Origin of the sequence: Bosea sp. 685 (assembly GCF_031884435.1) — a bacterium.
Lineage (GTDB): Bacteria > Pseudomonadota > Alphaproteobacteria > Rhizobiales > Beijerinckiaceae > Allobosea.
This window is the reverse complement of sequence record NZ_CP134779.1, coordinates 4,037,106-4,062,148: the sequence shown is the minus strand read 5'-3', so window position 1 is coordinate 4,062,148 and position 25,043 is coordinate 4,037,106. Positions and strand designations below refer to the sequence as shown.

Sequence of the window (25,043 nt, the reverse complement as noted above, 5' to 3'; positions counted from 1 at the left end):
CAGAGGTATGTCATCTCCAAATGATAGCCGAACTCGAAGAGCTTAAGAGCTTGCTCCTGAATGACTGGGACCCGATTGGCGTGGTGGATGTTGCCGAGGCTGCAGATGAGTATGATTCATACGCCTGCCACCTTCACAGCATGCTGACTGCTGGCACGACCTCCCAGGCAGTCGCCGAATATCTGAATTGGGTGGTGACGGCCCAAATGGATCTAACCGGTAATCTCGCCCGCAACCGCGAGATAGCGGAGCGGGCCGTAGCCCTTTACGTTCGCACTGACTGAGTTGCCCGCAGCGAGCGCAGTTTCCGATCGGCGTCATCCCGGACCCGAGGGCCGCTTGCCTAGTATGACGGCGCGTTTCCGAGGACGAACAGCATGTGCCAGGAGATTGTCTAGCCCCCCTGATCCCTCATCCTTCGAGACGCCGCTTCGCGGCGACCGCGTTCCGCATTACGGTGACAGTTTACTAATTGCCCCGCACTGCTACCGTGCGCGCATGACCCGTCTCGCCCGCCTCGTGGTTCCCAGCCTTGCCCATCATGTCACGCAGCGCGGGAACCGGCGCGAGCGCGTGTTCTTCGGGGACGACGACTACGAAGCCTATGTCGGGCTCCTGAAGGCCTATGCGCCCAAATCCGGTACGCGGCTGATCGCCTGGTGCCTGATGCCGAACCACGTCCATCTCCTGGCTGTTCCCGAGACGCCCGATGGCCTGCGCGCTCTGCTCGGCGAGACGCATCGCCGCTACACGGCGCGGATCAATGCCCGCAACCGCTGGACCGGGCACCTCTGGCAGGGGCGCTTCGGTTCGGTCGTCATGGACGAGGGCCACCTTGCCCATGCTGTGCGCTATGTCAGCCTCAATCCGGTGCGGGCCCGCCTCGTCGCCCGGGCTGAAGAATGGCCGTGGTCGAGCGTCCGCGCCCATCTGAGCGGGCATGCCGATGGCCTGACCGATCTCGGGCCGGTGCTGGAGCGCTTTCCCGATTTCGCCAGCCTGCTGGAGACAGAAGAGGACGCGGCTGCGGCCAATGCCCTTCGCCTGGCGGAGACGACCGGCCGTCCACTGGGCGCGCCGTCGTGGATCGCTACGCTTGAAACGGCAGCCGGCCGCGCGCTTGCGCCGCAAAAGCGCGGGCCCAAGCCAAAATTAAGTAAACTGTCGCCGTAATTTCAGGATGAGGGCTGAGAGGACCGCCAGTTGGGTATCGCTGGGTGAGGTCTGGGGATGGTTGGCCCCGTTCAATGGAAACGGAGCACTTCCCCCGTCACTGAGCGGAGCCCCGAGCCCGCCACTGGCGGATGGGGCTGGGCGCAGCGGCGCCCAGAGGCGACCTGCTCAGTACTGCAATGCTTGCTGTAACGGGGACTTGCGATTGCAGCGAAGGGCAGTGATTTCCGACGAAGAGGCTTGCCGGCATGGCGCCACGGAGGAGCTGTCGGGCGGGCTGCTGCAGGCGTGCTCGCGGCGCGGCGGAGCCAAGGTATGTCCTGGGTCTTCGGTTAGGGGCTGGATCGAGTTTAAGTCGAGGGCATTCCGAAGGAAAATCTCAAGCCTCTCTGGTTAGCGGGATGCAGCTAATGGTCGCAAATGGCACCTGAACCCGATTATGTCTCCGAGCGTGCGAACTCGACAGAATTATATGATAATTGCGCAATTTCTGGCGCCTGATTCCAGAGATAGGCCATTAATGCTCGATTTAATCGAATTCTCTCGGGTATCTGTTGCTGCTTGGCAACGTGTCTGAAGTTTGCTGAGCGGCCTGATGCCGCTCGCTTGCAACCTTTGGTCGTGTGGTGCGAAGCTGGGCTTGCTAGTTCGCCAATCGATTTCCATGGGCGAATCCCGCTCACTAAGCTCCTGGGCAGAAAATGAAGGAGAAACGGCAAAATCACTATTGCCCAACCGGTGTGACAGTTCAGGCATGGTCCGGCAGGGCACGCGTGCTGACAGCACATTCACAGCGGCTGCGGATGTCGATGAAATGCCGTAATTGCCGATTCTGTGTTTGGCGTCAGCCTCGATCGAAAAGTAAGATATTGTAGGGGCTGTTCTTGAGTCTGTTTCGTGAAATTTCGGGAAATGGAGACGATGAGACAAATTCTTGTAACTATAGTGGATATTTTGTATTTTGTTGGTGCTGCGGTAATTTTAACTCGATTTAATCCAGATTTTAATATGATTATCTCATATATTATAGTATTTTTACTTGGGGTTATCATTCATTTTTATGCTATGCGCGTATTTTCTGTCGAGTGGAGAAAAAAATGAGCGTTCCGTTAGATATTGTAGCTCTCTATAATACGATTGGCGAAACCGCTGAGAATATAAGAAATTCTTCGCCAGAAAATTTATCGTCTGCATTGAACGCGATTGCTAGCGCTATGAACGTCGGTGTTTCTAGTGTTTCGACGTTAATGAATCTTCTAGGTTCTACTCAACTAACAACCTCTACTGTCCAGGCGGCACTGGGGCAGATCTCTAGAGTTGCGCTGACGGAAGATTTTGCGACTAGCTTGGTTGGTCTATACAATATTTATATTAGCAAGGGGACGGATTCCACAGAATTTTCTAACGCGGCATTTAAATTATTCTTCCAGGTTTATATAGCTGCTTTACTTATTCCGACAGGATTCGGTGCGGCTGGATTGGCTTTTTCGCTCGCTGGAATAATATGGGATTTTGATAAGGGTTCGGGTCCTGTATTCGATTTATATAAATACCTAGAATCATCGCTTAAAAGAGTAATTGATCCACTTGTTTTCGATCTAGATGGGGATGGTATTTCACTTATTTCGATAGATAATGCCAATAATTCTATCCCATTAATTCATTTCGACTACGACAACGATGGCTTTGCGGAGCTAACCGGCTGGGTCAGCCCGAACGACGGAATGCTCGCTCTCGACCTCAACAACAACGGCACGATCGACAACGGCGCAGAACTCTTCGGCACGCCGAGCCGCGACGGTTACGAGGTGCTGGAGACCTATGACACCTATCGCGACGGCGTCATCGACGCGAAGGACGCGATCTTTGCAGACCTCAAGATCTGGCGCGACCTCGACAGTGACGGTATCACCGATGCTGGCGAGCTGCAGACCCTCGCCGAGGCGGGTATCACCTCGATTTCGCTGACGCGGACCGATGTCCAGGGCACGAACGCCGGCCACGACCGCGGTTTCGCGGGCTCCTTCACCCGTGCTGACGGGACAACCGGCTCCGCCGAGACGATCTATTTCCAGACCGATCCATTACGGTGACAGTGCACTTTATTCGGCTTTGCTTTTCGGCCCTCTTTTCGCAGCTTTAAGGTCCCTTCCGGTCGACGTCGCTATGTGCTCCAGAAACGCCTCGCTGCCGATGGGCCGTCCGATGCTTTCAGCCCTGCGCAGTCGTTCAAACGCTGCCCCGTCCTCATCAGCCAAATCGAACAAGCCTTCCTGCGATGGCAGCCTGTCGCGGATTGGCGTAAGATCGGTCACCCCGTCCGGTTCGCTGGTCAGATGCGCCCGTGCGCTGGACCAGCGCCAGTCTTGCGCGTGCGCAACCAGCCCGGCGCGCACCGGGTTAAGACCGACATAGCGCACCGCCGACAGCAAATGGTGCTCGTCCATCGCCACAGCGCCAAATCGCCCCTGCCAGAAATGCCCGGTCTTCTTCTGTCGCGCATGGATCACCCCGGCATAGATGCGATGCACCTTTGACAGTGCTCGGCGCAGGCCGTCTGCATCGGCTGGCGTCAGGATAAGATGAACGTGGTTAGGCATCAGACACCAGCCCCAGACGGCGACATCGGCGGCACGGCAGTGCTGGACGAGCAAGTTCCGGTAAAGCTCATAATCGCCGTCGCCGAAAAACACCTGGGCGCGACCATTGCCGCGCTGAGTGACATGATGCGGAAGTCCAGGGACGACAACACGAGCGATACGAGCCATCGGCGCAGTCTGGCCAAGAGCGTCGGCGGCGTCAAATAAGTGCACTGTCACCGTAACTCCACTGTCACCGTAACTCTGCCGTAACTCTGCGATGGGCATGACTTCGGCGCTGCTTAAAGGAGCCTGCGTATGCGCCTGAGCACGGTTCCCGACAGTGCGCGCATGGTCTGTGTGGCTCTCGCCACCACCGCGCGAACTGGAATGCCGGTAAGCGGACGCTCCAGACGTCAGCTAGAGGCAAGGTCCGGAAGCGCTCCCTTCCAGCGAGCGACGTGTGCTTCGCTGCAAGGTCGGCAGCTGCTGAGGCGCTCGCTTCGATCACGTCGAGGTGGAGCATCCCCAAGGACGCATGCAACCCCGCCGGGGCGGTTTGGTCAAAGCGGGAGAATAGCTTTCGGAACGCCGGCGTGCCGAGGGCATACAACCCACAGTACCAGACCGGCCAACGGGCACACAGGACCGTAGATTCGCTCGATTCCCAAAATATCAACAAAATATGGCGTTTTATCTGGGCATACTAATTCAAGCCTTCAAATTTTAGACATATCAACGGCAGTCTGCTGCCAAGCGGCTACGTTGAGAACGCTGTACCGAGAATCGCTGAAATAGCTGTTGCAACCATAAGGCGGTAGTGCCACCTTCGAACAAGCGCACGGAACCAAACATCGGAGGGGAGAGGAAACGCCTATGAAACGCCCATCCGCCAGCATCCCAAGAGAGAGCGAGATGTCAAAATACCGGACCGCGCTGTTCAGTCGCCCAAGGGCATAACCAGGAGCCTGAGCACACGACAACACAATGGGCTGTTTCCAAGTTGGTGGCTTCCTCTTTGCGGCATAAAGCCGAATTATTGGACAGCAATGAGGCTGATATGCTCAATTCATACGTTGTCAAAATTTGTAGGGCATCGCTTTTCGCGGTTTTGAGCTCGGTTTGCTTTGGCAAGGCACTTGCGTGTCAAGTGCCAGCGCCTCATAGCCCGTTTATTGTTAAGATAGAACCGCAACTCGATAATTTCGATGTTGTGCTCGAAGTTGTTGTCGACAGAATCGATGATCTGATTTCTCTTGATAGCGGACTTCCTGACAGAGATTTTGCGCAAGTCAATTTTCGGATAATGCGCGCTGTCAAGGGCCAAATACTGATCGATCGTATCGAATCAATTATTTTCCGGACAATGTGCGCGCCGCTTCCCGAAATCGGCGAAGTGGGTTTTGTCGCCGGAAAACTGACAAATAGTCACGGGAAAATCTTGCTAAATATCGCGACGGTTCGCTAGAACACTATTTTCGAACTATTTCGCGACATATTTACAGGTAGCCACCAACATAGGAGATATCTTATGTCATTCCAAACGTTCATAGACAAGGTGTCGTTTATACCTGGCCAAGGATTGCCCTCGGCGTCTGGCGTTGCGTTCTCCTCACAACAGGAAACTACCATACGAAATTACCTATCTGAGATTTACAATTCTTCGCCGGCCGCTGCGGCGATGCTTGATACTGCGGCAAGTACAAAATCGTTGCAAATTTACCAGACGAACGATAACGAGGCCGGCTATGCGTCCAAGGTCGCAGGCTCTCCCCCTCAATACTATATTGGGATTAATTTTACTGCCATTAATAAGCTGAAATTCATCTCGGAAACAGGTGTTTGGGTTCAACAGGATCCCAGGCTCACGCTCGCACACGAGCTGCTTCATTTTTCCACGGAAGCTCCCGACCCTCACAGCGCCGCCGGCCGCGATGTCCCCATGTCGGATGCCGAAGTGAGCGCCGCAGCAGATTTACGAGGCGATGCTACGCGCTTTCAGAGCGCGACCGCAACGTATCTAAACTTACCTAATTTGAGGCAAGCCTCTTATCTGGGGGCAATGTATAATACCGATACGCGATATACTTCTTTTAGTGAAGGATTTAGCTATTCTGAAGGAAATCTGATAGATAACGCAATTGTCGGAGACGGAACAATTGCGTCTGTAACGACTATTACTAATATTTTCGACCGAAGAGGGCACGCCACATATGTTAAAGATTTGATATTTGGATTGACGGGCGATGATACGATACATGGAGGAGACGGAAACGATTACCTTTATGGCGGCAGCGGGAACGATACAATCAACGGAGACGGTAATGATGACTTGATTTATGGCGGGGATGGTAACGACATTATTCATGGTGGAGATGGAAACGACAGAATTCTTGGCACCGAATTGGGACAATCAGATTCTTCTGGGCCACAGTATTCCGATACATTGTATGGCGATGATGGAGATGACATCATCTGGGGCGGCGGCGGTGCTGATTTTCTCTATGGGGGCGCCGATAACGACGAATTGAGCGGCGGTGATGGCGACGATACTCTCGATGGGGGGGACGGAAATGACCTGCTTTACGGTGGTGTTGGGAACGACATTCTCCGCGGAGGAGGCGATGCTGACATCCTAACAGGAGAGGGCGGGAATGATCTTCTTGTGGGCGGCAACGGAATCGACACACTGCTCGGAGGCGACGGTAAAGATATACTAATGCCAGGAAGCGACGATGCCGTCCTCGATGGCGGGACGGGAGATGACTGGTTTTGGTTCGATCGGGGCGTTGAGCGGCCCTTCGATCTAGTTACAGACTACACGATCAGCAATGGTGAAGCCGGCGATAGAATATTCTGGAATGGGTATGCTCTGATGGGGGGAGAATTCACAATTATTGAGGAGTATACACAGCCGCTTCCAGGGGGAGGGACATCGACAACTTCGATTGGCTCGTATCTCGGTGAACACGGAATTATATACAATTACAATCCGCTATTCTCAAATCTACAAATTATCCTGCCGACGAACGAAGTGATTTTGCTGCAAAACTTTACAAATGGAATGTTTGGATTGAATTTCGCTACTGCTCCCCCCTCCGAAGAGTGGGGTTCGGTGCCCCGAAGCAACGTTGTCAATAATGGAGAAATATACGATTTTCATAACCTCACGGGCCGGAGCGCTGCACTCTCTGCGCCCGGGTCCATTCCAATTCCGGTGGCTCCATTACCAGATATTTCGCCGTTAATTATTCAGATTACACCTAATAATTTTGAATATAATGTAATTAATACACAAAAAAATGGATTTTCTGAAGCTATTTCTGATCTAACTCATGATAATGATCTCGATAGTACATTCGAAAGACAACATTCGAACGAGTCATTTATTTTTCTATCGTATATCAATCGAGCGGACGCAATGGGCCGTTCGAGCGATTGGCAACATGAACAACAAATCGAGGGCGACGATGCCATCGTGAATCTTGCATCAGTATTACGAGAACCAAGTCAGTACAACATAGTTTCGTCTGATGGTTATGAAACTCTAATCCCGAGCCGTATTAATGATGCTCTATTGGGCAATCTAACCGACGATTTCCGTTTCGTGTAAGGGTCGGATCGATTCAGTTCGTGTTGGCGCAGCCCTATCTGCGCCAGCGGACTTTCGAGGCCGCCTGTTACGCCGAGGAACCGTTGTGAAGCGTGCCGCTGCTACGCCTGCCCAGAGTGCTTCCGTCGTCTCGTCGGCGCTCGCCTCCTGCCGCGGCGCTTTCGCTGCAGTTGCCGTCTTCTCCGGCATCATCAACCTGTTGATGCTGTCGGGCTCGTTCTACATGCTGCAGGTCTATGACCGGGTGTTGAGCTCGCGCAGCGTGCCGACCTTGATCGGGATCTCGCTCCTGCTGTTGGCGGCCTATTGCCTGCAGGGTTTTCTCGATGCGGTGCGCGTGCGCATGCTAGCGCGGATCGGGGCGCGCTTCGATGAAGAGGTCTCGCCTGCTGCTTTTGCCGCGGCGCAAAAGCTGCCGCTTTTGGGCCTGCGCGCCGACCAGGCGATGCAGCCGATCCGCGATCTCGACCAGATCCGTGCCTTCCTGTCGTCGCTTGGCCCGACCGCCCTGTTCGACATGCCGTGGATGCCGCTGTTCTTCGCCGGCTGCTTCCTGCTGCATCCCTGGCTCGGCTGGCTTGCGGTCGCCGGCGGGGTTGTCATCCTGGTCCTGACCTTCCTGACCGAGATGGGCAGCCGCGACGCTGCCAAGGCGCAGATGGCGAGTGGCGCGGCGCGCCAGGCCGTGGCCGAGGCGAGCCGCCGCAATGCCGAGGCGCTGACCGCGATGGGCATGGCCCCGGCCTTCCAGGCGAAGTGGCGCGCAGCCAATCTCCGCCATGTCCGCGACTGGCTTACTGGGGCGGATGCGACCAGCGGGATCGGCGCCTTCGCAAAAGTCTTCCGCATGGTGCTGCAATCGGCCGTACTGGGCTTAGGCGCCTATCTCGTCATGCGCGGCGAGCTCTCCGGCGGCGTCATGATCGCGGCCTCGATCATGACCTCGCGAGCGCTCGCCCCCATCGAGATCGCGGTCGCGCATTGGAAGGGGTTTGTCTCCGCCAGGCAGGGGCTGAAGCGGCTGAAGCAGGTGCTGGATTCGCCAGCCTTCCTGCCGCGCGAGCGCACCGCCTTGCCGGCGCCCGCCCGCGACCTCTCGGCCGACAACCTGATCGTGGCTGCGCCCGGGCGCCAGCTTGCGATCCTGCAGGGCGTCTCGCTCCGGCTCGAGGCCGGGCAGGGGCTCGGCATCATCGGCCCGAGCGCGTCCGGCAAATCGACGCTCGTGCGTGCATTGGTCGGGGTCTGGCGCCCGCTCAAGGGCGAGGTCAGGCTCGATGGCGCAGCCCTCGAGCAATGGGAGCCGGCCGCGCTTGGCTGCCATATCGGCTATCTCCCGCAGGATATCGAATTGTTCGAGGGCACGGTGGCTGAGAATATCGGCCGCTTTTCCCAGGAGGCCTCCGACGAGGCGATCATCGCAGCGGCAAAGGCTGCCGGCGCGCATGATCTCATCGTCAAGCTGGAGCAGGGCTACGATACCCGCATCGGCGAGGGCGGCGCCTCGCTCTCGGGCGGCCAGCGCCAGCGTGTCGGCCTGGCGCGGGCGCTCTATGGCGAGCCCTTCCTGGTCGTGCTCGACGAGCCCAACTCCAATCTCGACCATGATGGCGACGAGGCCCTGACCATGGCCGTCAAGGGCGTGCGCGAGCGCGGCGGCATCGTCATCGTCGTGACCCATCGCCAGACCGCGATCGCCGGCGTCGACCACATCGCGATGATGGCCGATGGCCGCATCCAGAGTTTTGGACCGAAGGAGGAGATCCTGCAGAAGGTGCTGAAACAGGGAGGCTTGCCGAGCGTGCAGCGCCAGACGGTGGCGTCATGAGCCGGGCGACGCAGCCCGCCGAGGCGCCGCCCGAGTTCAAGAGCTCGCTGAGAAGCCTCGCCTTGCTGGGCGGCGCGGGCGTCGCCCTGTTTGCCGGCACGGTCGGGGTCTGGGCGGTCGCGACGACCTTGTCTGGCGCTGTCGTGGCGTCCGGCCAGTTCGTGGTCGATGGCAACGTCAAGAAGGTCCAGCACGCGACCGGCGGCGTCGTCGGCGAGCTTCGGGTCCGCGAGGGTGACCGGGTCGAGCAGGACCAGGTGGTGATCCGGCTCGACGACACCGTCACCCGCGCCAATCTCCAGGTCGTGACCAAGCAGCTCGACGAGTTCGCCGCGCGCCGCGCCCGTCTCCAGGCCGAGCGCGATCGCAAGGAGGCGGTAACGGTCGCTCCCGAACTCGCCCAGCGCATGAGCGAGCCGGAGATCGAAGAACTCGTCCTGGCCGAGCAAAGCCTGTTCGAGGCGCGCCGCATAGCGCGCGACGGCCAGAAGGCGCAGCTCGCCAAGCGGATGGGCCAGCTCTCAGACGAGATCAGCGGGCTGCGCTCGCAGCAATCCGGGCGTGATCGCCAGGCCGTGCTGATCGAGGAGGAATTGCACGGTGTCCGCGGGCTCTATGCCAAGAACCTGGTCTCGCTCAGCCGCAAAACCCAGCTCGAACGCGAAGCCGCCAGCCTCGAAGGCCAGAAGGGCCAGCTCATCGCCTCCGTCGCGCAGGCTGAGGGCAAGATCGCCGAGACGCAGCTCCAGATCATCGGGATCGACGACACGCTGCGCGAGGAGGTGATGAAGGAATTGCGCGAGATTCAAGGAAAGAGCGCCGAACTGGTCGAGCGCCGGATCGCCGCCGAAGACCAGCTCAAGCGCGTCGACATCCGCGCCACCAGCGCGGGCTTCGTGCACCAGCTCGCGGTCCATACCGTCGGCGGCGTCATCACCCCGGCGGAGCCTGCCATGCTGATCGTGCCGGCCGAGGACGCGCTTCAGGTCGAGGCGCGCATCAACCCGCCCGACATCGACCAGATCGCGCTCGGCCAGCACGCCCAGGTCAAGCTCCACGCCTTCAACCAGCGCACCACGCCCGAGCTTGCCGGCACGGTTAGCCGCATCTCGGCCGACACCAGCCGCGACCAGCAGACCGGGGCGACCTTCTACACCATCCGCGTCGCGGTCTCGCCCCAAGAGCTCGCCCGCATCGCACCCAACCACATCAGCGCCGGCATGCAGGCCGACATCTTCGTCAGGACCGAGGACCGCACCCCGCTGGAGTTCATCGTCAAGCCGCTCAAGGACCAGATCGCGAAGGCTTTCAGGGAGAGGTGAGCGGCGGCCTTATGCGAGCGTTTTCGAGCGAAGTGGACACCGGTTCGCGAAGACAACGCGTTAGAACAAGGAGCAAGCTTAGAGCTTGCCGTTTTGGCAGGGGAAACACGCCGTCATCCCGGGCGCAGCGAAGCGGAGGCCCGGGATCCATCGTAGGGAACCGCGCTCTACGATGGATCCCGGAGCTGCGCGGCTTTGCCGCTTGTCCAGGATGACGGCGCGTTTCCGAGGATGACCGGCATGCTCCAGGAGGCTCCGGAGATATCTGGAGCATCCTTCGAGACGCCGCTTCGCGGCGACCGCGTTCAGGCGGCCAGGGTGCCATTCACCGTGGTGATGCAGGATCCGCCGACCTGGACCTTGCCGTCCGCGTCCACGGACAGGGAAATCTTGCCGTCACGTCCGACGCAGCGACCCTGTGCGGCCTCATAGCGCGCACCGGCGGCAGGCAGCAGCCCGCGAGCATGGCGGAACACCGCGATGCTGCCATTGCCGCTGCCGCACACCGGGTCCTCGTAGACGCCGCAGGAGGGGGCGAATGTCCGCACCTCGATCTCCGGCCCGCCCGCGTCGCGTTGCGCGAAAAGGGTGATGCCGGTGGCGCCGATGCGTCGCTCGAAAGCCGCGGATCGCGCAAAATCAGGCTTCAGCGCCAATAAGGCCTCGACACTCGAAAGCTCTGCGATAACCCAGAGGGGGCCGACATTGACGAGCGCGGGAGGCGCCTCGCGCTTGACGGCCGCGCCGATGATGGCCTCGATTTCGTCGACATCCTCGCGCGATAGGGTCGTAACCGTAGCGGCCGGGAGCGACAGCGTCAGGACCTGGTCGGCGCCCCGGCCGACGACGGCGATCTCCACCAGGCCGACGCCGCACTCCTGCACGAGCTTGCCATTTCTCGGGCTCGCCATGCCAGCCTCGAGAATCGCATGCGCGCTGCCCAGCGTCGGATGCCCGGCGAAGGGCAGCTCGGACCCCGGCGTGAAGATGCGCAGCCGATAATCCGCATCAGGCGTCGTCGGCGGCAGCACGAAGGTCGTCTCGGACAGATTGGTCCAACGCGCTATCGCCTGCATCGCCTCCGTGTCCAATCCGTCGCTGTCGAGAATGACGGCGACGGGATTGCCCAGCAAGGGCCGCGTGGTGAAAGCGTCGACGACCTTGTAATTGCGCATTGACGTGTTCCCGCTCGACAGGCTGATCGATCAGCCGGCTGCATTGTCGCGGGCACGGTAGCCAGGCCGCCGCGCTGAGCCCAACGACAAGATTTGACCGCGGTTGTGATCGAAATTAACAACCATCATGGTCCAACTTCCCTCGATCCAGTCATTGCGCGCTTTTGAGGCCGCCTTCCGGTGGCAAAGCTATTCGCGCGCCGGCGACGAGCTCGGCCTGACGCATGGAGCCATCAGCCACCGCATCCGCGACCTCGAAGCCCGCACCGGACATGTGCTGTTCCAGCGCGTGGGCAACGAGATGCTGCCGACCGATGAGGCCCGCCGCCTCGTGCTGCGCGTGCGGGAGGCGCTCGCGATCTTGAACGAGGCCTTCGCCTCGCCCGTCAGTGACCGTGCGCGCCGGACGATCAAGCTGAGCGTGCTGCCCTCCTTTGCTTCGCGCTGGCTCGTGCCGCGCCTCAACCTGTTTCGCGATGCGCATCCCGAGATCGCCATCGAACTCGATTCCCGGCTCGATCATGCCGAGCTCGGCCCATCCGGCGTCGATGCGGCGATCCGCTACGGACCTGGGGGCTGGCCAGGGCTGCGCGCCGAGCCGCTGGCGCGCGAGACGCTGTTGGCGGTTTGCGCGCCGCGTTACCGGGAGCGGCTGCAACTCGTGGGCGCGCCGGACATCCTCCGCTGCGTGCTGTTGCGCCACAGCTGGCAGCCATGGGCGCCGTGGCTGCGCGCCGCCGGGCTGTCTCTGAAACAGCACGACGATGGACCCAGCTATGCCGATGCCGGCTTGCTGATCGACGCGGCGATCGCAGGCGAAGGCGTGGCCCTGGCGCGAGGGATTCTGGTGAAGCCGGAGATCGCGGCCGGCCGGCTCGTCGCCTTGGGGGATGTCAGGATCCGGGATGAGCATGCCTATCATCTGGTTCGCCCGCTCGGAACGAGCAGGCTCGACCCTGCCATCGATGTCTTCCGCGATTGGATGGTGCCGCTTCTGCGGGCCGATGCCCTGTCGGTGGAGCGCTGAGGCATCGGGCCTCGCTTGCTGCTTAGGGTGCTTTCGAGCGAAGTGGAGACCGGTTCGCGTGAAGAGAACGCGTTAGCACCAAGCGCTGGAGCTTGCTGTCTTGGCAGGGAAACACCGCGTCGTCCCGGACAAGCGGCCCCCGGGTCCGGCCTTCGGCTGGCCCAAGGACAGGCTCCGCCGCGCCGATCCGAGATCCCATTCCTGAGCCTAACCAGGCAGCGCTCCGGCATGGATCCCGGGTTGGAAAGGCAGACTGTGTAAGATGGTTTGGCCGGCCGGGGACGGCCATCCCCAGCCGGCGCGGTCGAGATGCCGAGATCCCGGTCAGCCCTCAAGAGGTTGAACAGAGCAAGAGCAGTCGGCCGCACCCAAGCCAGTCCGAACAGTTGCACGGGGCTTTTGACCTCGCTTCCAAGCCTGGGATGCTTATGACCATGACACAGAACAGCCCCGTCGGCATCGACGTTTCCAAAGGCTGGCTCGACCTTGCCATCGCCAGCAAGGTCGTGCGGATCGACAATACCGCGCCGGCCATCCTGGCGCAGATCAAGCGTCTGCTGCAGGCCGGCTTCACCACCGTCGGCATGGAACCGACCGGCGGATATGAACGGCTTGCCGTCAGCCTGTTTCGCGAGGCGGGCTTCACCGTGCTGATGGTCGATAGTTGGCGCTGCCGTCAATTCGCCAAGGCACGCGGCAACCGCGCCAAGACCGATCCGCTCGATGCCCGCCTGATCGCCGATTTCCTCGTCGCCCACGAGGCCAGGCCCTTCCCAAAGCCCAGCCTCTCGCAGCAGGAGCTGACGCTCTGGTCGCGTGAGATCGCCCGGGCGCAAGCCTGCCTCCTGCGCCTGCAGAACCGCCTCGATCACATCGAGGTCGAGGCCCTGCGCCGCGTGATCGAGACCGAGATGGACGCCATCCGCAGTACCGTGAAGCAAGCCCAGGCCGCCATCGAAGTGTTGATCGCAGCCGATGAGGAGTTCAGCGCCAAGGCCGAGCTCCTCGACAGCATGACCGGTATCGGACCCAACACCATCCGGGTCCTCCTCGCCGAGATGCCTGAACTCGGCCATATCGACGCCAGGAAGGCTGCGGCGCTGGCCGGCGTCGCGCCCTATCCGCACGACAGCGGCAAATCCCGCGGCATCAGCCACATCGAAGCCGGACGCGACGCCCTGCGGCGCAGCCTCTACCTCGCCGCCTTCGCAGCCAAGCTCCACAATCCCTGGGCCAAGGCCATCTATGACGGCCTGCGCAAAGCCGGCAAAGCCGCCAAAGTCGCCCTCATCGCACTCGCCAGACGTATCCTCGTCGTTCTCAACGCCATGGCGCGCAATCAAAAACCCTGGCAATTCAACAACAAAGCAAGCTGAACATGACAGTTGCTCTGCGCTTCGCTTCGCCCGGGATGGCGGCGCGTGGGTGATCAAGGGACGACATGATTCCCCTGCCGGGGCTCGGTTCGCCACGGAAATTGTGCCCCAACGTCAATTGCGCGTCTCGATACGTCATGCCAGTCTTTGCGCTCATCGAAGGGGGGATTGGATGAGCAACGTTTTCGTCAGCGAACAGCCGGCGAGTGGCGCGCCATTTCGTGTCGGCGCCGTCCTCGACAAGACTTTCACGGTTTTCAATCGCCAGTTCGGCAAGTTCCTTCTGCTGGCGCTCATTCCGATGGCGCCCTTGCTGCTGCTGGGCTTGCTCATGGGGGCCGGAAGCGGTGCGGGAGTAGGCATTGCGGTCGTCGCCGGCGTCATCGGGATCGTGACCGTCGTGCTGCAGGTCATGGCGCAGGCGACGAGCCTCTACGGCGCCTTTCAGGAGATGCGCGGTCAACCCTTCACGATCGGCCAGTCCCTTCAGATCGGGCTGGCGCAGGTCCTTCCCGTGATCGGCGTCGCGTTGCTGAGCGGTCTCGCGGTCGGTCTTGGCACGATGCTTTTCATCATACCGGGCCTCATCGTCATGTGCATGCTCGCCGTTTCCATTCCGGCTTGCGTGATCGAGAAAACAGGCGTCATGGCAAGCCTGCACCGAAGCGTAGCTCTGACCAAGGGCTATCGCTGGCAGGTTTTCGGGCTGCTGATGCTCATCTTCGCGATCGCCTTCATCGGAAGTTCCGTGCTCACGCGGATGGCCGGCTACGCCTTTGTGGGCGAGCTTCTGAACTTCGCCTGGCAGGTCGTCGCCACCGCCTTCGGCGCGGTTCTCGCCGCGGTGATCTATCATGACCTGCGCGCAGCCAAGGAAGGCATCGACCTCGACAAGCTGGCGAATATCTTCGACTGACGCCGCAGCGTGATCGGTGACCGGGATGATCGCCCCGGGAGGCCTGCGCGCGGGCTTCCGGAGCAGCCCGGACACGGCATGACGCTGGCCCGGCGCGGAGCCCCTTGGCCATATCCCTGGTCAAGAGCCCGCCAGGGAACGCCAGCCGCCTTCACTGCGGAAGCTGGTAGACATGCCCGGGCGCGACCTCGCGATAGCTGCGCTTGGGCGGCACATAGTCGGCGGGGCGGACCGGGCTCCTGATTTTGTCATTGGCGATGCGGCGCAGCTGGCGGCGCCGACTCCTCATTCCGGCCAGTAAGGCCGGCTGTATCGCTGCAACGCCGATGGTTGTGTTTGCTGGCGAGGGGGCGGGTTGACGGAAATGACGGGATTTCAGCGAATCTATTGAAACCGCGCCAAAACGGCAGTCTTCACTTTCCCGCTCCACGTTAATATAGCGAAGACGCTGAAATACGAAGCATTTGCGCGAGGCCGATGTCCTTGAAAAAGTACATTGCCCTTGCGGCCCCCAGCCTCCTATTCTCGCATAGGTAGTGAATCGAGGGCGGCCGCCGGAATGATGTTGTCATGGGTTTGGGCCGCTTGGCCTGATGGAGCCGCTGCCTCTTTCTTCGCTGCCTCAGACGCTTGGAATGATACGCCCGTGATCGCATGCCGGGCGGCGGCGCCATGAAATGGGGCTGCCGCTCGATCGGGCTGGCGCTTGTCCATCGATCCCTGCCTGTGGCGTGGCTGGGCGACCGGCCGTGAAGTTCTTTTTCTCGGATGCGGACAAACGCCGCTGGATCATTGGGGCCTGGCTGGCGGTGGTCGCCGGCGTTCTATGGGTTGCCGTCAAGATCGTGATGGGGCCGCTCTACGAGCCGCTTGGGCTCTGGCGCTGGTTCGAGAGCAACGCCGTCTACTACAGGATCACGACCGATCTCGAGACCGAGGGGCAACCGTTCCAACTCGATGTCATCGTGCGCTGTGGCGGGGTCGGCTCGGTGAGCTATATCGGCGGCGGCGGCGCGGTCTACTATCAACAATTGCCCTATCTCTACGGCAAGCCGACACCGGCTGGCCATGCCGTGCTGATGCGGGTGCCTAATTTCTGCGGCCTGATCGTCAGCGGCTATCCGTCGGCCTATGCCTACCGGGAGAAGCTGAAGCAGAAGGTGGATATCCTGCCGCTGATGCTGTGGATGCCCGATAAGAACGATATCGAGCGGATGACGGCTTATACCTCGCTGGCCGGCTATGAGAGCGAGGGCTCGCAGCTGCGCTATCGCGGCACGCGCTATGCCGAGGTGACGCGCCCGGAGTGGAAGAGTTGGATGGAGAGCTCTGGCAAGCCCTTCATCACCAGGGCCAATGATCCGTTCTTCAAATGGCGGCCGGTTGAAGGCCGCGATGGGCGGGGGTTGAGATGCTACGCCGTTCGCCTGAACACGATTCCCGAGGAACTGCGGGACGAGGTGGCGCGCGCGCCCCGCCGATGGCCCGCTCGCATGGACCGACGATGCGTTGTTCTACCGCCTTTACCCGAAGGTTCTGCGGGCAAACGGAAGCAACAACTCCGAAATAAATCGGCATAAACAATTTTCCGGCGGAACGAGCTTTTCCATCGATTGGTTGCCCTATGTAACCAGAAACGTTCTCCAGGCCCCGCCCTTTTCCACGAAATATGAGGCGGAAGCTTTGATTGATCTCGACAGTCCGCTGCGTGGACGAGCCGAGTGTTCAAGAGTTTTTCTTGGTCTGCCCACCGCCATCAATTTTACAATGCAGGGAAGAGCTGGATTCGTTCCCGTTAAGTGGGCGATTTTTATCGATGACAAGTTGATGCTGGATTTCTCGCAGACTGGAAATATCGAAGCCATCGAAGGCTCTTCCGAGGACATGTATCCATGACAAACAACCTTTCCATCGCCGAATACATGTATCTCGCCGATTCCGCGCTGCTGGCCTCCCCCGGATTCCGTGCCTGTCTGCGTCGTATCCGAAACCGGGATGTCGATGCGCTCATACGCATCATCACTGCGCCCGGGATGACATCCTGGTCGTCATGCTCGCCCTTGTGGCGAGCATCCACGTCTTGAACACGAGCATCGACCAGCGAAGACGTGGATGGTCGGGACAAGCCCGACCATGACGGATGATGCCAACGGCCTTTGAGGCCGGCTTATCGCTGGGGCCCCGCCGTCATTCCAAGCGAAGTGCAGACCCGGGATGATAGCGTGGTTCCGAGGGTGAACAGAGTTCAGTGAGAAGGGCAGGGTGAGGGTGTGCCGCTGCTCGTTGAGGTGCACCCCCTCCCGAGAGAACGCGGGGAACCCTTCTCCTGTAAGGAGAAGGGCAGGGATGAGGTGTCGGCCCCTGGACCAGTAAGGCGTAAAGCCAACCGCGCGCGGCGGCGAGGGCTCGTCCCCCCGGATAAAGGCCTGCATCTCACGCTGCCCTCTCACTGAACCCGGGTATACCTGGGTTCAGCACCCAGGGTGACGAAGTCGGGTAGACCCGACTTCGATGCAGGAGAGGGCTCCCTGTCGAGGTTCGGATGCTCTTCAAAATCGTTGCGGTAGCGGCGAAGAGGGCCTCGGGCTTCCAGCCGCCCTCACTGCGGCAGCTGGTAGAAATGTCCGGGCGCGACCTCGCGATAGCTGCGCTGGGGCGGCACGTAGTTGGCGGGGCGGACCGGGCTCCTGATCTCGTCGTTGCCGATGCGGCGCAGCTGGCGCCGGGTCGGGTCGGCGATCGGCACCGCGGCGATCAGCCGTTTCGTATAGGCGTGCTGCGGGTTCTCGAACACGCAGGCGCGCGGGCCGATCTCGACGATCTCGCCGAGATACATCACCGCGACGCGATGGCTGACGCGTTCGACCACCGCCATGTCGTGCGAGATGAAGAGATAGGCCAGCCCATAGCGCTCCTGAAGATCCAGCATCAGGTTGATCACCTGCGCCTTGACGGAGACGTCGAGCGCCGAGACGGCTTCATCCGCGACGATCAGCTTCGGTTCGAGCGCCAGCGCGCGCGCAATACAGACGCGCTGGCGCTGGCCGCCGGAGAATTCATGCGGGAAGCGGTCGGCCATCCCAGAGGAGAGCCCGACGCGTTCGAGCAGATCGGCGACGCGGGCGTCCACGTCCCGCGCGGTGCCGAGCCCATGCGCGATGATCGGCTCGGCGATGGCGGCCCCGATGCGGATGCGCGGATTGAGGCTCTCGAACGGATCCTGGAAGATCATCTGCGCATGGCGGCGGATTTCGGCGAGCTCTGTCCTGCCGGCGCCGCGCACGTCGCGACCGTCGATCCGGATCGCACCACCGCTCGCCTGCGCCAGCCTGATGATCGAGCGACCCGTCGTCGACTTGCCGCAGCCGGATTCACCGACCAGCGACAAGGTCTCGCCCTGGCGCAGGTCGAAGGAGACGTTCTCGACCGCATGCACCCGTCCGCTGACACGCCCGAAGAAGCCCGCCTTCAGATCAAAGCGCGTGACGAGGTTGCCGACCTCCAGCACCGGCCGGGTCTCGGACTTCACCGTATCCGCTGTTGCCGGGACAGGCGCGATTGCGCCCGTCTGCAGGTCGACCACGGGAAAGCGCAGCGGCCGCGGCAGGCCGGTCATCGAGCCGAGCTGCGGCACCGCCGAGAGCAGCGCGCGTGTATAGGGGTGGCTGGCGCTGGAGAAGATGGCTTGCGTCGTGCCAGTCTCGACTGCCTCGCCGCGATACATCACCACCGTCCGGTCGGAGATTTCGGCGACCACGCCCATGTCATGGGTGATGAAGAGGACCGACATGCCCTCTTCCTCCTGCAGCGCCTTGATCAGCTCCAGGATCTGCGCCTGGATCGTGACGTCGAGCGCCGTCGTCGGCTCGTCGGCGATGAGCAGTTTGGGCTCGCAGGCGAGCGCGATGGCGATGACGACGCGCTGGCGCATGCCGCCGGAGAAGCTCAGCGGATATTCCGACAAGCGCGACTTCGCCGAGGGGATCCGCACCTTGTCGAGCAGGCGCACGGCCTCGGCTTCGGCCGCGCCATGCGACAGGCCGCGATGCTGCTGCAGCACCTCGGTGATCTGGCGCCCGATCCTGAGCACCGGGTTGAGCGAGGTCATCGGCTCCTGGAAGATCATGCCGATGCGGTTGCCGCGCAACGCTTGCATCGCCTTGGGCGGCAGCTCGAGCAGGTTTTGGCCCTCGAACATGATTGTGCCGGAGGTGCGGGAATTGGCCGGGGAGAGCAGGCGCATGATCGAGAGCGCCGTCACGCTCTTGCCGGAGCCGGACTCGCCGACGACGGCCACGGTTTCGCGCGGGCCGATCTCGAAGCTGACCTTGTTGACGACGTTCAGCCAGTCCTGGCCGACGCGGAAGGAGGTGGTGAGATTGTCGACGCGAAGCACGGGGTCCGTCATGCCTCAGCCCTCCCGGCGCGGATTGAGGATGTCGCGCAAGCCGTCGCCGATCAGGTTGACGCCGACGATGAGCAGCAGCAGGGCAAGCCCGGGGAAGACGCTGATCCAGTAATCGCCGGAGAGGAGATATTCAAAGCCATTGGCGATCAAGAGGCCAAGCGAGGGCTCCGTCACGGGCAGGCCGATGCCGAGGAAGGAGAGCGTCGCCTCCAGCATGATCGCATAGGCGATGCGCATGGTCGCGACGACGATGAGCGGCGGCAGGCAGTTGGGCAGGATATGGCGGAACAGGATGCTGCGGTCGGGCAGCGCCATGGCGCGCGCGGCGTCGACATAGGCGCGCCGGCGCTCGACCAGGGCCGAGCCGCGCACGGTGCGCGCATAATAGGCCCATTGCGTCACGACCAGAGCGAGGATGATCTTGTCGATGCCCTGGCCGAGAATGGCGAGGAAGATCAGCGCGATCAGGATCGCGGGGAAGCTCAACTGGATGTCGACGATGCGCATCAGCACGGCGTCCGTGCGCCCGCCGAGATAGGCGCTGACGAGGCCGATCGCGGCGCCGATGACGAGCGCGATCGCAGCGCTCGACAGGCCGACCAGGATGCTGGTGCGCAGGCCGAACAAGATCGCGCTGAACAGGTCCCGGCCCTGATCATCCGTGCCGATGAGGTAGAGCATGCCGCTCATGCTGCGGGAGCCCGGCCGCAGGCGGTTGTCCATGATGTCGAGCTGGGACAGGTCATAGGGGTTCTGCGGCGCGATCAATGGCGCCAGGATCGCAGCAAGCACCAGGAGCGCCACGAGGATGACGCCGGTGAGCGCCAGCCTGTCGCGCAGCAGGGCAGCGAGCATTTCGCGCAAAGGCGAGCGGCCGGCATGCGCGCCGCCAGCGCCCGGCCCGTGAACCGAGGTCCGTACCTGGGGATCGAGGCTCATTGCGAGTTTCCCCCGAGGCGCACGCGCGGATCGACGACGGAATAGAGGATATCGACCAGGAGATTGATCAGGCTGAACATCACGACGGTGATCATCAGATAGGCCAGGATCACCGGGCGATCGAGCACGCCGATGGCGTCGATGATCAGCTTGCCCATGCCGGGCCAGGCGAAGATCGTCTCGGTGACGACGGCAAAGGCGATCAGCGAGCCGAGTTCGAGGCCGATGACGGTGATCAGCGGGATCAGCGTGTTCTTCAGCACATGAGTGAAGACGATGCGCGATTCCGTTAGCCCCTTAGCGCGGGCGAAGCGGACGAAATCGAGCTGCATGCATTCCATCACGCCGGCGCGGGTCAGGCGGATGACCAGCGAGATCTTGAACAGCGCCAGGTTGAAGGCCGGCAGCAGCAGATGCGACAGCCCGTCCCAGTTCAGGAAGCTGACCGGCATGCCGAGCAGCGAGGTGGTCTCGCCGCGCCCGGACGCCGGGAGCCAGCCGAGCTTGACGCTGAACAGCAGGATCATGACGAGGCCGATCCAGAAGGTCGGCAGGCTGAAGCCGAGGATCGAGAAGGTCATCACCGATTTCGCGATCCACCCCTTCGGCTTGAGGCCGGCATAGATCCCCAGCGGCAGCCCGATCACCAGCGCCATGACGAGCGCGACGAAGGCGAGCTCCAGCGTCGCCGGCATGCGCTTCAGGATCAGCGTCAGGGCCGGCTGGTTGAAGACGAAGGAGTTGCCGAGGTCGCCCGAGAGCGCCCGCAGCAGGAACAGCCCGTATTGCTCCCAGACCGGCCGGTCCAAGCCGAAGGCGCGGATGACCTCGAGCCGCTCGGCCGGCGTTGCGGTGGCGCTGAGCAGCACGTCGACGGGATTGCCGACCATGTAGAGGCCGACGAAGACCAGGACCGACATCACGAACAGTGTCAGCACGGTCTGAAGCGACCGGCTCATGAGATATCGCGCCATCTCAGCCCCCCGCCTCGCGCGCAACTTCGTCGGCCCGCCCGTAGCGGCTCAGGCGCTGCGACAGCAGCGCGATGAAGCCCGCCTCATCGACGCTCTCGATGATCGTCGCACGCGCGGCGCGCTCGGTTTTGCCGTGATAATCGGCATAGCTGTAGCCGGCGGTCTGGCCCGTGACCTGGACGCCGATGGCGGCCGGGCTGCCCTCAAACAGCTCCGGCTGCAGCAGCCAGGCGATGGTCATGGCGTCATGGATTGGGCCGCCGGGGCGGCCAAAGCGCGCGATGTCGCTGCGGTCATAGGTGGTGAGCAGATCAGCCAATGCCCGCCCGACCGCGCCGCCGGTGTTGCGAAAGCCCGCGATGTGCTCGGCCGTGAACAAGGCCTGGAAGGTCACGTCGAGCGGCATTGCCACGACCTCGATACCAGCGCCATGGACGATCTCGGCCGCATGCGGATCGGCATAGACATTGAACTCCGCCCAGGGCGTGCGGTGGCCGAGCGCCGTGAAGGCGCCGCCCATGGCGACGATCCGCGCGATGCCGTTGGCCACATCGGGGTGCTGGACCAGAGCGAGCGCGATATTGGTCAAGGGGCCGATCGCGCAGATGGTGATCGGCTCAGTGATCGCGGCGCGCGCGCTGCGGATGATGAAATCGACCGCATGCTCGCTGGCCGGGCGCAGACCGGTCGGGGGCAGGAGCGCGTCGCTGAAGGCGCCGATCGCGGCATATTTGCCGTAGACCTGTTGGCGCACAAGCGGCCCCGGCGCTCCCGCGTAAACCGGCACCTCGGGGTGCCCCGCCAGGGCCAGGATCTTGCAGGCATTGGCGAGCGTCGCCTGCAGCGGCACGTTCCCGCCGACCACCGAGATGCCGAGCACCTCGAGCTCGGGCGAGGCCAGCGCCATCAGGATCGCGGCCGCGTCGTCGACGCCGGGGTCGGTGTCGATGATGATGCGCTGGCGATTCACGCCGTGGCCTTCGCAGCGTAGCGCGACAGCCGTTCCAGGAAGAGCGCGATGACCGCTGGCGCATCGACCTTGACGACGATCTCGGCATTGGGCGCGAGGCCTGATTTGCCATGCCAGTCGGCGATGGTCTGGCCCATGCAGAGCTCGCTCTCATGCTCGACGAAGACCCGCGCCCGCTGCGTCTGGAAGAGTTCGGGCGCCAGCAGATAGGCGATCACCAGCGGGTCGTGCAGCGGGCCGCCGCGCGAGCCGTAGCGCTTGACGTCGTTGCGGTCCCAGAACGCCATCAATTGCGAGAGCGGCTCGGCGATCCGGCCGCTGACGGCGGCGAACTGAGTGACATGGTCTGGGGTCAGGATGACCTGATGCGTCGCATCGAGCGCCAAGGCGACGATCGGAATGCCGCTGGAAAACACGATATGGGCCGCATGCGGATCGGCCAGCACGTTGAATTCCGAGGTCATGCTGCGGTTGCCGGCTTCGCGATAGGCGCCGCCCATCATCACCAGCGTCTCGATGCCCGCGGTAATGGCAGGCTTCATCCGCAGCGCGACCGCGAGATTGGTCAAGGGCCCCAGGCTGCAGATGGTGATCTTGTGGCCACTCGCTGCGGCGGCCTCGCAACTTGCGATGATGAATTCGACCGCCGACGTCGCCTCCGCCGTCTTCACCGGATCGGGCAGGACGGTGTTGCCGAGACCGGTCTTGCCGTGGAACTGGCCATGGATCGGCTCGCGCAGCAGCGGCCGGAAGCAGCCGGCATGGACCGGCACGTCTGTGCGGCCGCCGAGCTCGCAGATCTGCAGCGCATTGCGCAGCGTACTCGCCAGCGGCTGGTTTCCGCAGACCGGCGTGATCCCGAGGATGTCGAGCTCGGGCGAGACGAAGGCGGTCAGCAGCGCGATGCTGTCGTCGATCCCGGGATCCGTATCGATGATGATCGGAAGCGTCGTCATGAGGTCCATCGGGGCTGGCCGCAGCCGCTCGCAGGGGCAGGGGCGGATGAGAGCGGGAGGGCAGGGGACGGGGGAGGTGGCTGGGGCCGGCTATTTCGGCTTCACGTCGGAGGCGAGGGTGTAGCCGTCCGAGCGGCCCTCATAGCTGAGGGATTTCTTCAGCGCCCAGGTGTTGGCGAGGAAGAACACCGGGATGACGCCGAGATCCGTCATCGCGGTCTGCGTCGCCGCGCGCAGCAGCTGTTCGCGCCTGGCGTCGTCGAGCGTTGCGCGGGCCTCGCTCAGCGCCTTGTCGAATTGCGGGTTGGAGTAGCGGCCGCGATTGCCCTGGCCCGCCTTCTCGCCATAGCTCTCCAGGATCGGCCCGAGCACGCCCGAGGCCTCGCCGGTCTCGACCGCCGCGCCGCCCATGATAAAGCTGAATTCGAGGGCCGAGGCGCGCGTGAAATAGACGCTGCCGGGCATGGTCGTGACCTCGGTCTTGATGCCGATGCGGCTGAACATCTGGCCGATCGCCTGCGCGATCTTGGAATCGTTGGGATAGCGATCATTCGAAGCGTGGAAGGTCAGCGCAAAGCCGCCGGGATAGCCAGCCCTCGCGAGAAGCTCCTTGGCCTTCGCCGGGTCATAGGCGTCGAGCTTGATCGCCGGGTCGTAGCCGAAATAGCCGTCCGGCACGAGCTGGCCGGCGGGCGCGCCCTGGCCGTCCATGATGCGCTCGACCAGCGCCTGCCGGTTGATCGACAAAGACAGGGCGCGGCGCACATCCGGGTTCTTCAACGGGTTCTTGCCGTCGGGCCCCCTCGCGAAGGGCGAGACATCGCGTGCCTGGTCCATGTGGAGATACATGATGCGATTGCCGGCGATGTTGACGACACCAAGCGCATTCGCCTTCTCGATATTGCGCATATCGGCGGTGGGAATGCTTTCGATCATGTCGACATCGCCCGACAGGATCGCGGCGACGCGGGCTGAGCTGTTCTTGAAGACGCGGAAGGTGACCTTGTCCCAGGCCGGTCTCCCGCCCCAATAGCCGTCCCAGCGCTCCAGCACGACCCTGTCATCGGGCGTCCAGGAGGCGAATTTGAACGGGCCCGTGCCGATGACGCCCCGGCCGGTGTTGAGCTCCTGCGTCGGCACCTTCTCCATCGCGGCCGGCAGGATCGCGATGCGGCTGAGATTGTTGAGCAGGAGCGGCGTCGGCCCCCTGGTCTTGATGCGGACCGTCAGCGGGTCGACCGCCGTGACCTCGGCGATGTCGCGGACATAAGCAGCAAAGGAGCTCGGGCTGTTCTGCGAGGCGAGCGGCACGCGGTTGATGCTGGCGACGACATCGGCGGCGCTGAAGGCGCTGCCATCATGGAATTTGACGTTCGGGCGCAGCCTGAACTCCCAGGTCGTGTCGTCCACGACTTTCCAGGATTCCGCCAATGCCGGCTGGATCCGCTGCTTTTGATCCTGGTTGACCAGCCCGTCGAAGATATTGCGCGCCATCGCGCTGTTGGGACCGACGACGTAGAATTGCGGGTCCATCGAGGTCGTCGAGGCGGCCAGCCCAATCGTCAGGCTTTCGCTCCACGCTGAGGCTGGAGCGCCCAGGGCGGAGGCTGCCAGAACGGCAGCGAGCACAGTCATCCTCATGGCGGGCGCGTCCTTGTCGTTTCCCGTGGTCTCGCGGCAGTCGTTCGTCTGCTGCCGCGTTGTCCCCGCTCCCTACAGGATCGCGCTCTTGCTTGAAAATCGCATTACGGCCTATCAGCATAAGCTAATGTTATATGGGCCGACGC

General features: G+C 62.0%; 22 protein-coding genes. 13 read left to right on the top strand and 9 right to left on the bottom strand.

The genetic code is table 11. The annotated features are described in order from the left end of the window. Positions 1 to 20 precede the first annotated feature (20 nt). From RMR04_RS20170 to RMR04_RS20155, 4 genes are all read left to right on the top strand, one after another. Positions 21 to 284, top strand: a complete 264-nt coding sequence (locus tag RMR04_RS20170) for a hypothetical protein (RefSeq protein ID WP_311910135.1) — start codon at positions 21 to 23, stop codon at positions 282 to 284. 214 nt (positions 285 to 498) lie between these two features. Then, a complete protein-coding gene (locus RMR04_RS20165; protein ID WP_311910134.1) occupies positions 499 to 1,173 on the top strand; it encodes a transposase in 675 nt (224 codons plus the stop codon). 921 nt (positions 1,174 to 2,094) lie between these two features. After that, positions 2,095 to 2,274, top strand: a complete 180-nt coding sequence (locus RMR04_RS20160; protein ID WP_311910133.1) for a hypothetical protein — start codon at positions 2,095 to 2,097, stop codon at positions 2,272 to 2,274. Next, positions 2,271 to 3,266, top strand: a complete 996-nt coding sequence (locus tag RMR04_RS20155) for a hypothetical protein (protein WP_311910132.1) — start codon at positions 2,271 to 2,273, stop codon at positions 3,264 to 3,266. The genes RMR04_RS20160 and RMR04_RS20155 overlap by 4 nt, the downstream gene beginning before the upstream one ends. Positions 3,267 to 3,275: 9 nt before the next feature. On the opposite strand, the gene RMR04_RS20150 is transcribed toward RMR04_RS20155, so the two are convergent. Next, positions 3,276 to 3,941, bottom strand: coding sequence for a transposase (locus tag RMR04_RS20150; RefSeq protein WP_311910131.1), 666 nt, complete (start codon positions 3,939 to 3,941; stop codon positions 3,276 to 3,278). Positions 3,942 to 4,812: 871 nt separating this feature from the next. Here RMR04_RS20150 and RMR04_RS20145 point away from each other — a divergent pair. From RMR04_RS20145 to RMR04_RS20130, 4 genes are all read left to right on the top strand, one after another. Then, complete coding sequence (locus tag RMR04_RS20145; RefSeq protein ID WP_311910130.1) at positions 4,813 to 5,220, top strand: hypothetical protein; 408 nt, start codon at positions 4,813 to 4,815, stop codon at positions 5,218 to 5,220. Between the two features lie 213 nt (positions 5,221 to 5,433). Then, the gene (locus RMR04_RS20140) at positions 5,434 to 7,365 is read left to right on the top strand and encodes a calcium-binding protein (RefSeq protein ID WP_311910129.1); all 1,932 of its coding nucleotides are present in this window, start codon (positions 5,434 to 5,436) and stop codon (positions 7,363 to 7,365) included. 85 nt (positions 7,366 to 7,450) lie between these two features. Continuing rightward, positions 7,451 to 9,193, top strand: a complete 1,743-nt coding sequence (locus RMR04_RS20135; RefSeq protein WP_311910128.1) for a type I secretion system permease/ATPase — start codon at positions 7,451 to 7,453, stop codon at positions 9,191 to 9,193. Next, positions 9,190 to 10,515 carry an HlyD family type I secretion periplasmic adaptor subunit gene (locus RMR04_RS20130; protein WP_311910127.1) on the top strand — a complete coding sequence of 442 codons (1,326 nt, stop codon included), beginning with the start codon at positions 9,190 to 9,192 and terminating at the stop codon, positions 10,513 to 10,515. The genes RMR04_RS20135 and RMR04_RS20130 overlap by 4 nt, the downstream gene beginning before the upstream one ends. A gap of 305 nt (positions 10,516 to 10,820) precedes the next feature. On the opposite strand, the gene RMR04_RS20125 is transcribed toward RMR04_RS20130, so the two are convergent. Beyond that, a complete protein-coding gene (locus tag RMR04_RS20125; protein ID WP_311910126.1) occupies positions 10,821 to 11,690 on the bottom strand; it encodes a PhzF family phenazine biosynthesis protein in 870 nt (289 codons plus the stop codon). Positions 11,691 to 11,817: 127 nt separating this feature from the next. On the opposite strand from RMR04_RS20125, the gene RMR04_RS20120 reads away from it, so the two are divergent. Together RMR04_RS20120 and RMR04_RS20115 are read left to right on the top strand one after the other, a co-directional pair. Beyond that, positions 11,818 to 12,717, top strand: coding sequence for a LysR substrate-binding domain-containing protein (locus tag RMR04_RS20120; protein ID WP_311910125.1), 900 nt, complete (start codon positions 11,818 to 11,820; stop codon positions 12,715 to 12,717). A gap of 434 nt (positions 12,718 to 13,151) precedes the next feature. Next, entirely contained in the window at positions 13,152 to 14,093 is a 942-nt protein-coding gene (locus tag RMR04_RS20115) for an IS110 family RNA-guided transposase (RefSeq protein WP_311910124.1), read from the top strand. 1,067 nt (positions 14,094 to 15,160) lie between these two features. On the opposite strand, the gene RMR04_RS20110 is transcribed toward RMR04_RS20115, so the two are convergent. After that, positions 15,161 to 15,298, bottom strand: a complete 138-nt coding sequence (locus RMR04_RS20110; protein WP_311910123.1) for a hypothetical protein — start codon at positions 15,296 to 15,298, stop codon at positions 15,161 to 15,163. Positions 15,299 to 15,686: 388 nt separating this feature from the next. On the opposite strand from RMR04_RS20110, the gene RMR04_RS20105 reads away from it, so the two are divergent. From RMR04_RS20105 to RMR04_RS20095, 3 genes are all read left to right on the top strand, one after another. Next, positions 15,687 to 16,589 (top strand): hypothetical protein, encoded by a 903-nt coding sequence (locus RMR04_RS20105; protein WP_311910122.1) that lies wholly within the window; start codon positions 15,687 to 15,689, stop codon positions 16,587 to 16,589. Positions 16,590 to 16,692: 103 nt separating this feature from the next. Continuing rightward, positions 16,693 to 16,905, top strand: a complete 213-nt coding sequence (locus RMR04_RS20100; RefSeq protein ID WP_311910121.1) for a hypothetical protein — start codon at positions 16,693 to 16,695, stop codon at positions 16,903 to 16,905. After that, entirely contained in the window at positions 16,902 to 17,093 is a 192-nt protein-coding gene (locus tag RMR04_RS20095; protein WP_311910120.1) for a hypothetical protein, read from the top strand. The genes RMR04_RS20100 and RMR04_RS20095 overlap by 4 nt, the downstream gene beginning before the upstream one ends. A 515-nt stretch (positions 17,094 to 17,608) precedes the next feature. Here the strand turns inward: RMR04_RS20095 and RMR04_RS20090 are convergent. The 6 genes from RMR04_RS20090 to RMR04_RS20065 form a co-directional block, all read right to left on the bottom strand. Further along, positions 17,609 to 19,417 (bottom strand): ABC transporter ATP-binding protein, encoded by a 1,809-nt coding sequence (locus tag RMR04_RS20090; protein ID WP_311910119.1) that lies wholly within the window; start codon positions 19,415 to 19,417, stop codon positions 17,609 to 17,611. 3 nt (positions 19,418 to 19,420) lie between these two features. Further along, on the bottom strand, positions 19,421 to 20,356 hold the full coding sequence (locus tag RMR04_RS20085) for an ABC transporter permease (RefSeq protein ID WP_311910118.1): 936 nt from the start codon (positions 20,354 to 20,356) through the stop codon (positions 19,421 to 19,423). After that, entirely contained in the window at positions 20,353 to 21,330 is a 978-nt protein-coding gene (locus tag RMR04_RS20080; protein WP_311910117.1) for an ABC transporter permease, read from the bottom strand. Before RMR04_RS20080 ends, RMR04_RS20085 begins: the two co-directional genes overlap by 4 nt. Before the next feature lies 1 nt (position 21,331). Continuing rightward, positions 21,332 to 22,300 (bottom strand): nucleoside hydrolase, encoded by a 969-nt coding sequence (locus RMR04_RS20075; RefSeq protein WP_311910116.1) that lies wholly within the window; start codon positions 22,298 to 22,300, stop codon positions 21,332 to 21,334. Beyond that, positions 22,297 to 23,256 carry a nucleoside hydrolase gene (locus RMR04_RS20070; protein ID WP_311910115.1) on the bottom strand — a complete coding sequence of 320 codons (960 nt, stop codon included), beginning with the start codon at positions 23,254 to 23,256 and terminating at the stop codon, positions 22,297 to 22,299. Before RMR04_RS20070 ends, RMR04_RS20075 begins: the two co-directional genes overlap by 4 nt. Before the next feature lie 90 nt (positions 23,257 to 23,346). Further along, complete coding sequence (locus RMR04_RS20065) at positions 23,347 to 24,897, bottom strand: ABC transporter substrate-binding protein (protein ID WP_311910113.1); 1,551 nt, start codon at positions 24,895 to 24,897, stop codon at positions 23,347 to 23,349. Positions 24,898 to 25,043: the final 146 nt, after the last annotated feature.

Coding starts and splice junctions, on each gene's coding strand:
- RMR04_RS20160 (WP_311910133.1), top strand. CDS start 2,095: ATGAGACAAATTCTTGTAACTATAGTGGATATTTTGTATTTTGTTGGT.
- RMR04_RS20145 (WP_311910130.1), top strand. CDS start 4,813: ATGCTCAATTCATACGTTGTCAAAATTTGTAGGGCATCGCTTTTCGCG.
- RMR04_RS20170 (WP_311910135.1), top strand. CDS start 21: ATGATAGCCGAACTCGAAGAGCTTAAGAGCTTGCTCCTGAATGACTGG.
- RMR04_RS20070 (WP_311910115.1), bottom strand. CDS start 23,256: ATGACGACGCTTCCGATCATCATCGATACGGATCCCGGGATCGACGAC.
- RMR04_RS20120 (WP_311910125.1), top strand. CDS start 11,818: ATGGTCCAACTTCCCTCGATCCAGTCATTGCGCGCTTTTGAGGCCGCC.
- RMR04_RS20125 (WP_311910126.1), bottom strand. CDS start 11,690: ATGCGCAATTACAAGGTCGTCGACGCTTTCACCACGCGGCCCTTGCTG.
- RMR04_RS20150 (WP_311910131.1), bottom strand. CDS start 3,941: ATGGCTCGTATCGCTCGTGTTGTCGTCCCTGGACTTCCGCATCATGTC.
- RMR04_RS20165 (WP_311910134.1), top strand. CDS start 499: ATGACCCGTCTCGCCCGCCTCGTGGTTCCCAGCCTTGCCCATCATGTC.
- RMR04_RS20130 (WP_311910127.1), top strand. CDS start 9,190: ATGAGCCGGGCGACGCAGCCCGCCGAGGCGCCGCCCGAGTTCAAGAGC.
- RMR04_RS20155 (WP_311910132.1), top strand. CDS start 2,271: ATGAGCGTTCCGTTAGATATTGTAGCTCTCTATAATACGATTGGCGAA.
- RMR04_RS20080 (WP_311910117.1), bottom strand. CDS start 21,330: ATGGCGCGATATCTCATGAGCCGGTCGCTTCAGACCGTGCTGACACTG.
- RMR04_RS20090 (WP_311910119.1), bottom strand. CDS start 19,417: ATGACGGACCCCGTGCTTCGCGTCGACAATCTCACCACCTCCTTCCGC.
- RMR04_RS20065 (WP_311910113.1), bottom strand. CDS start 24,897: ATGAGGATGACTGTGCTCGCTGCCGTTCTGGCAGCCTCCGCCCTGGGC.
- RMR04_RS20140 (WP_311910129.1), top strand. CDS start 5,434: ATGCTTGATACTGCGGCAAGTACAAAATCGTTGCAAATTTACCAGACG.
- RMR04_RS20105 (WP_311910122.1), top strand. CDS start 15,687: ATGGGGCTGCCGCTCGATCGGGCTGGCGCTTGTCCATCGATCCCTGCC.
- RMR04_RS20095 (WP_311910120.1), top strand. CDS start 16,902: ATGACAAACAACCTTTCCATCGCCGAATACATGTATCTCGCCGATTCC.
- RMR04_RS20110 (WP_311910123.1), bottom strand. CDS start 15,298: ATGAGGAGTCGGCGCCGCCAGCTGCGCCGCATCGCCAATGACAAAATC.
- RMR04_RS20085 (WP_311910118.1), bottom strand. CDS start 20,356: ATGAGCCTCGATCCCCAGGTACGGACCTCGGTTCACGGGCCGGGCGCT.
- RMR04_RS20115 (WP_311910124.1), top strand. CDS start 13,152: ATGACACAGAACAGCCCCGTCGGCATCGACGTTTCCAAAGGCTGGCTC.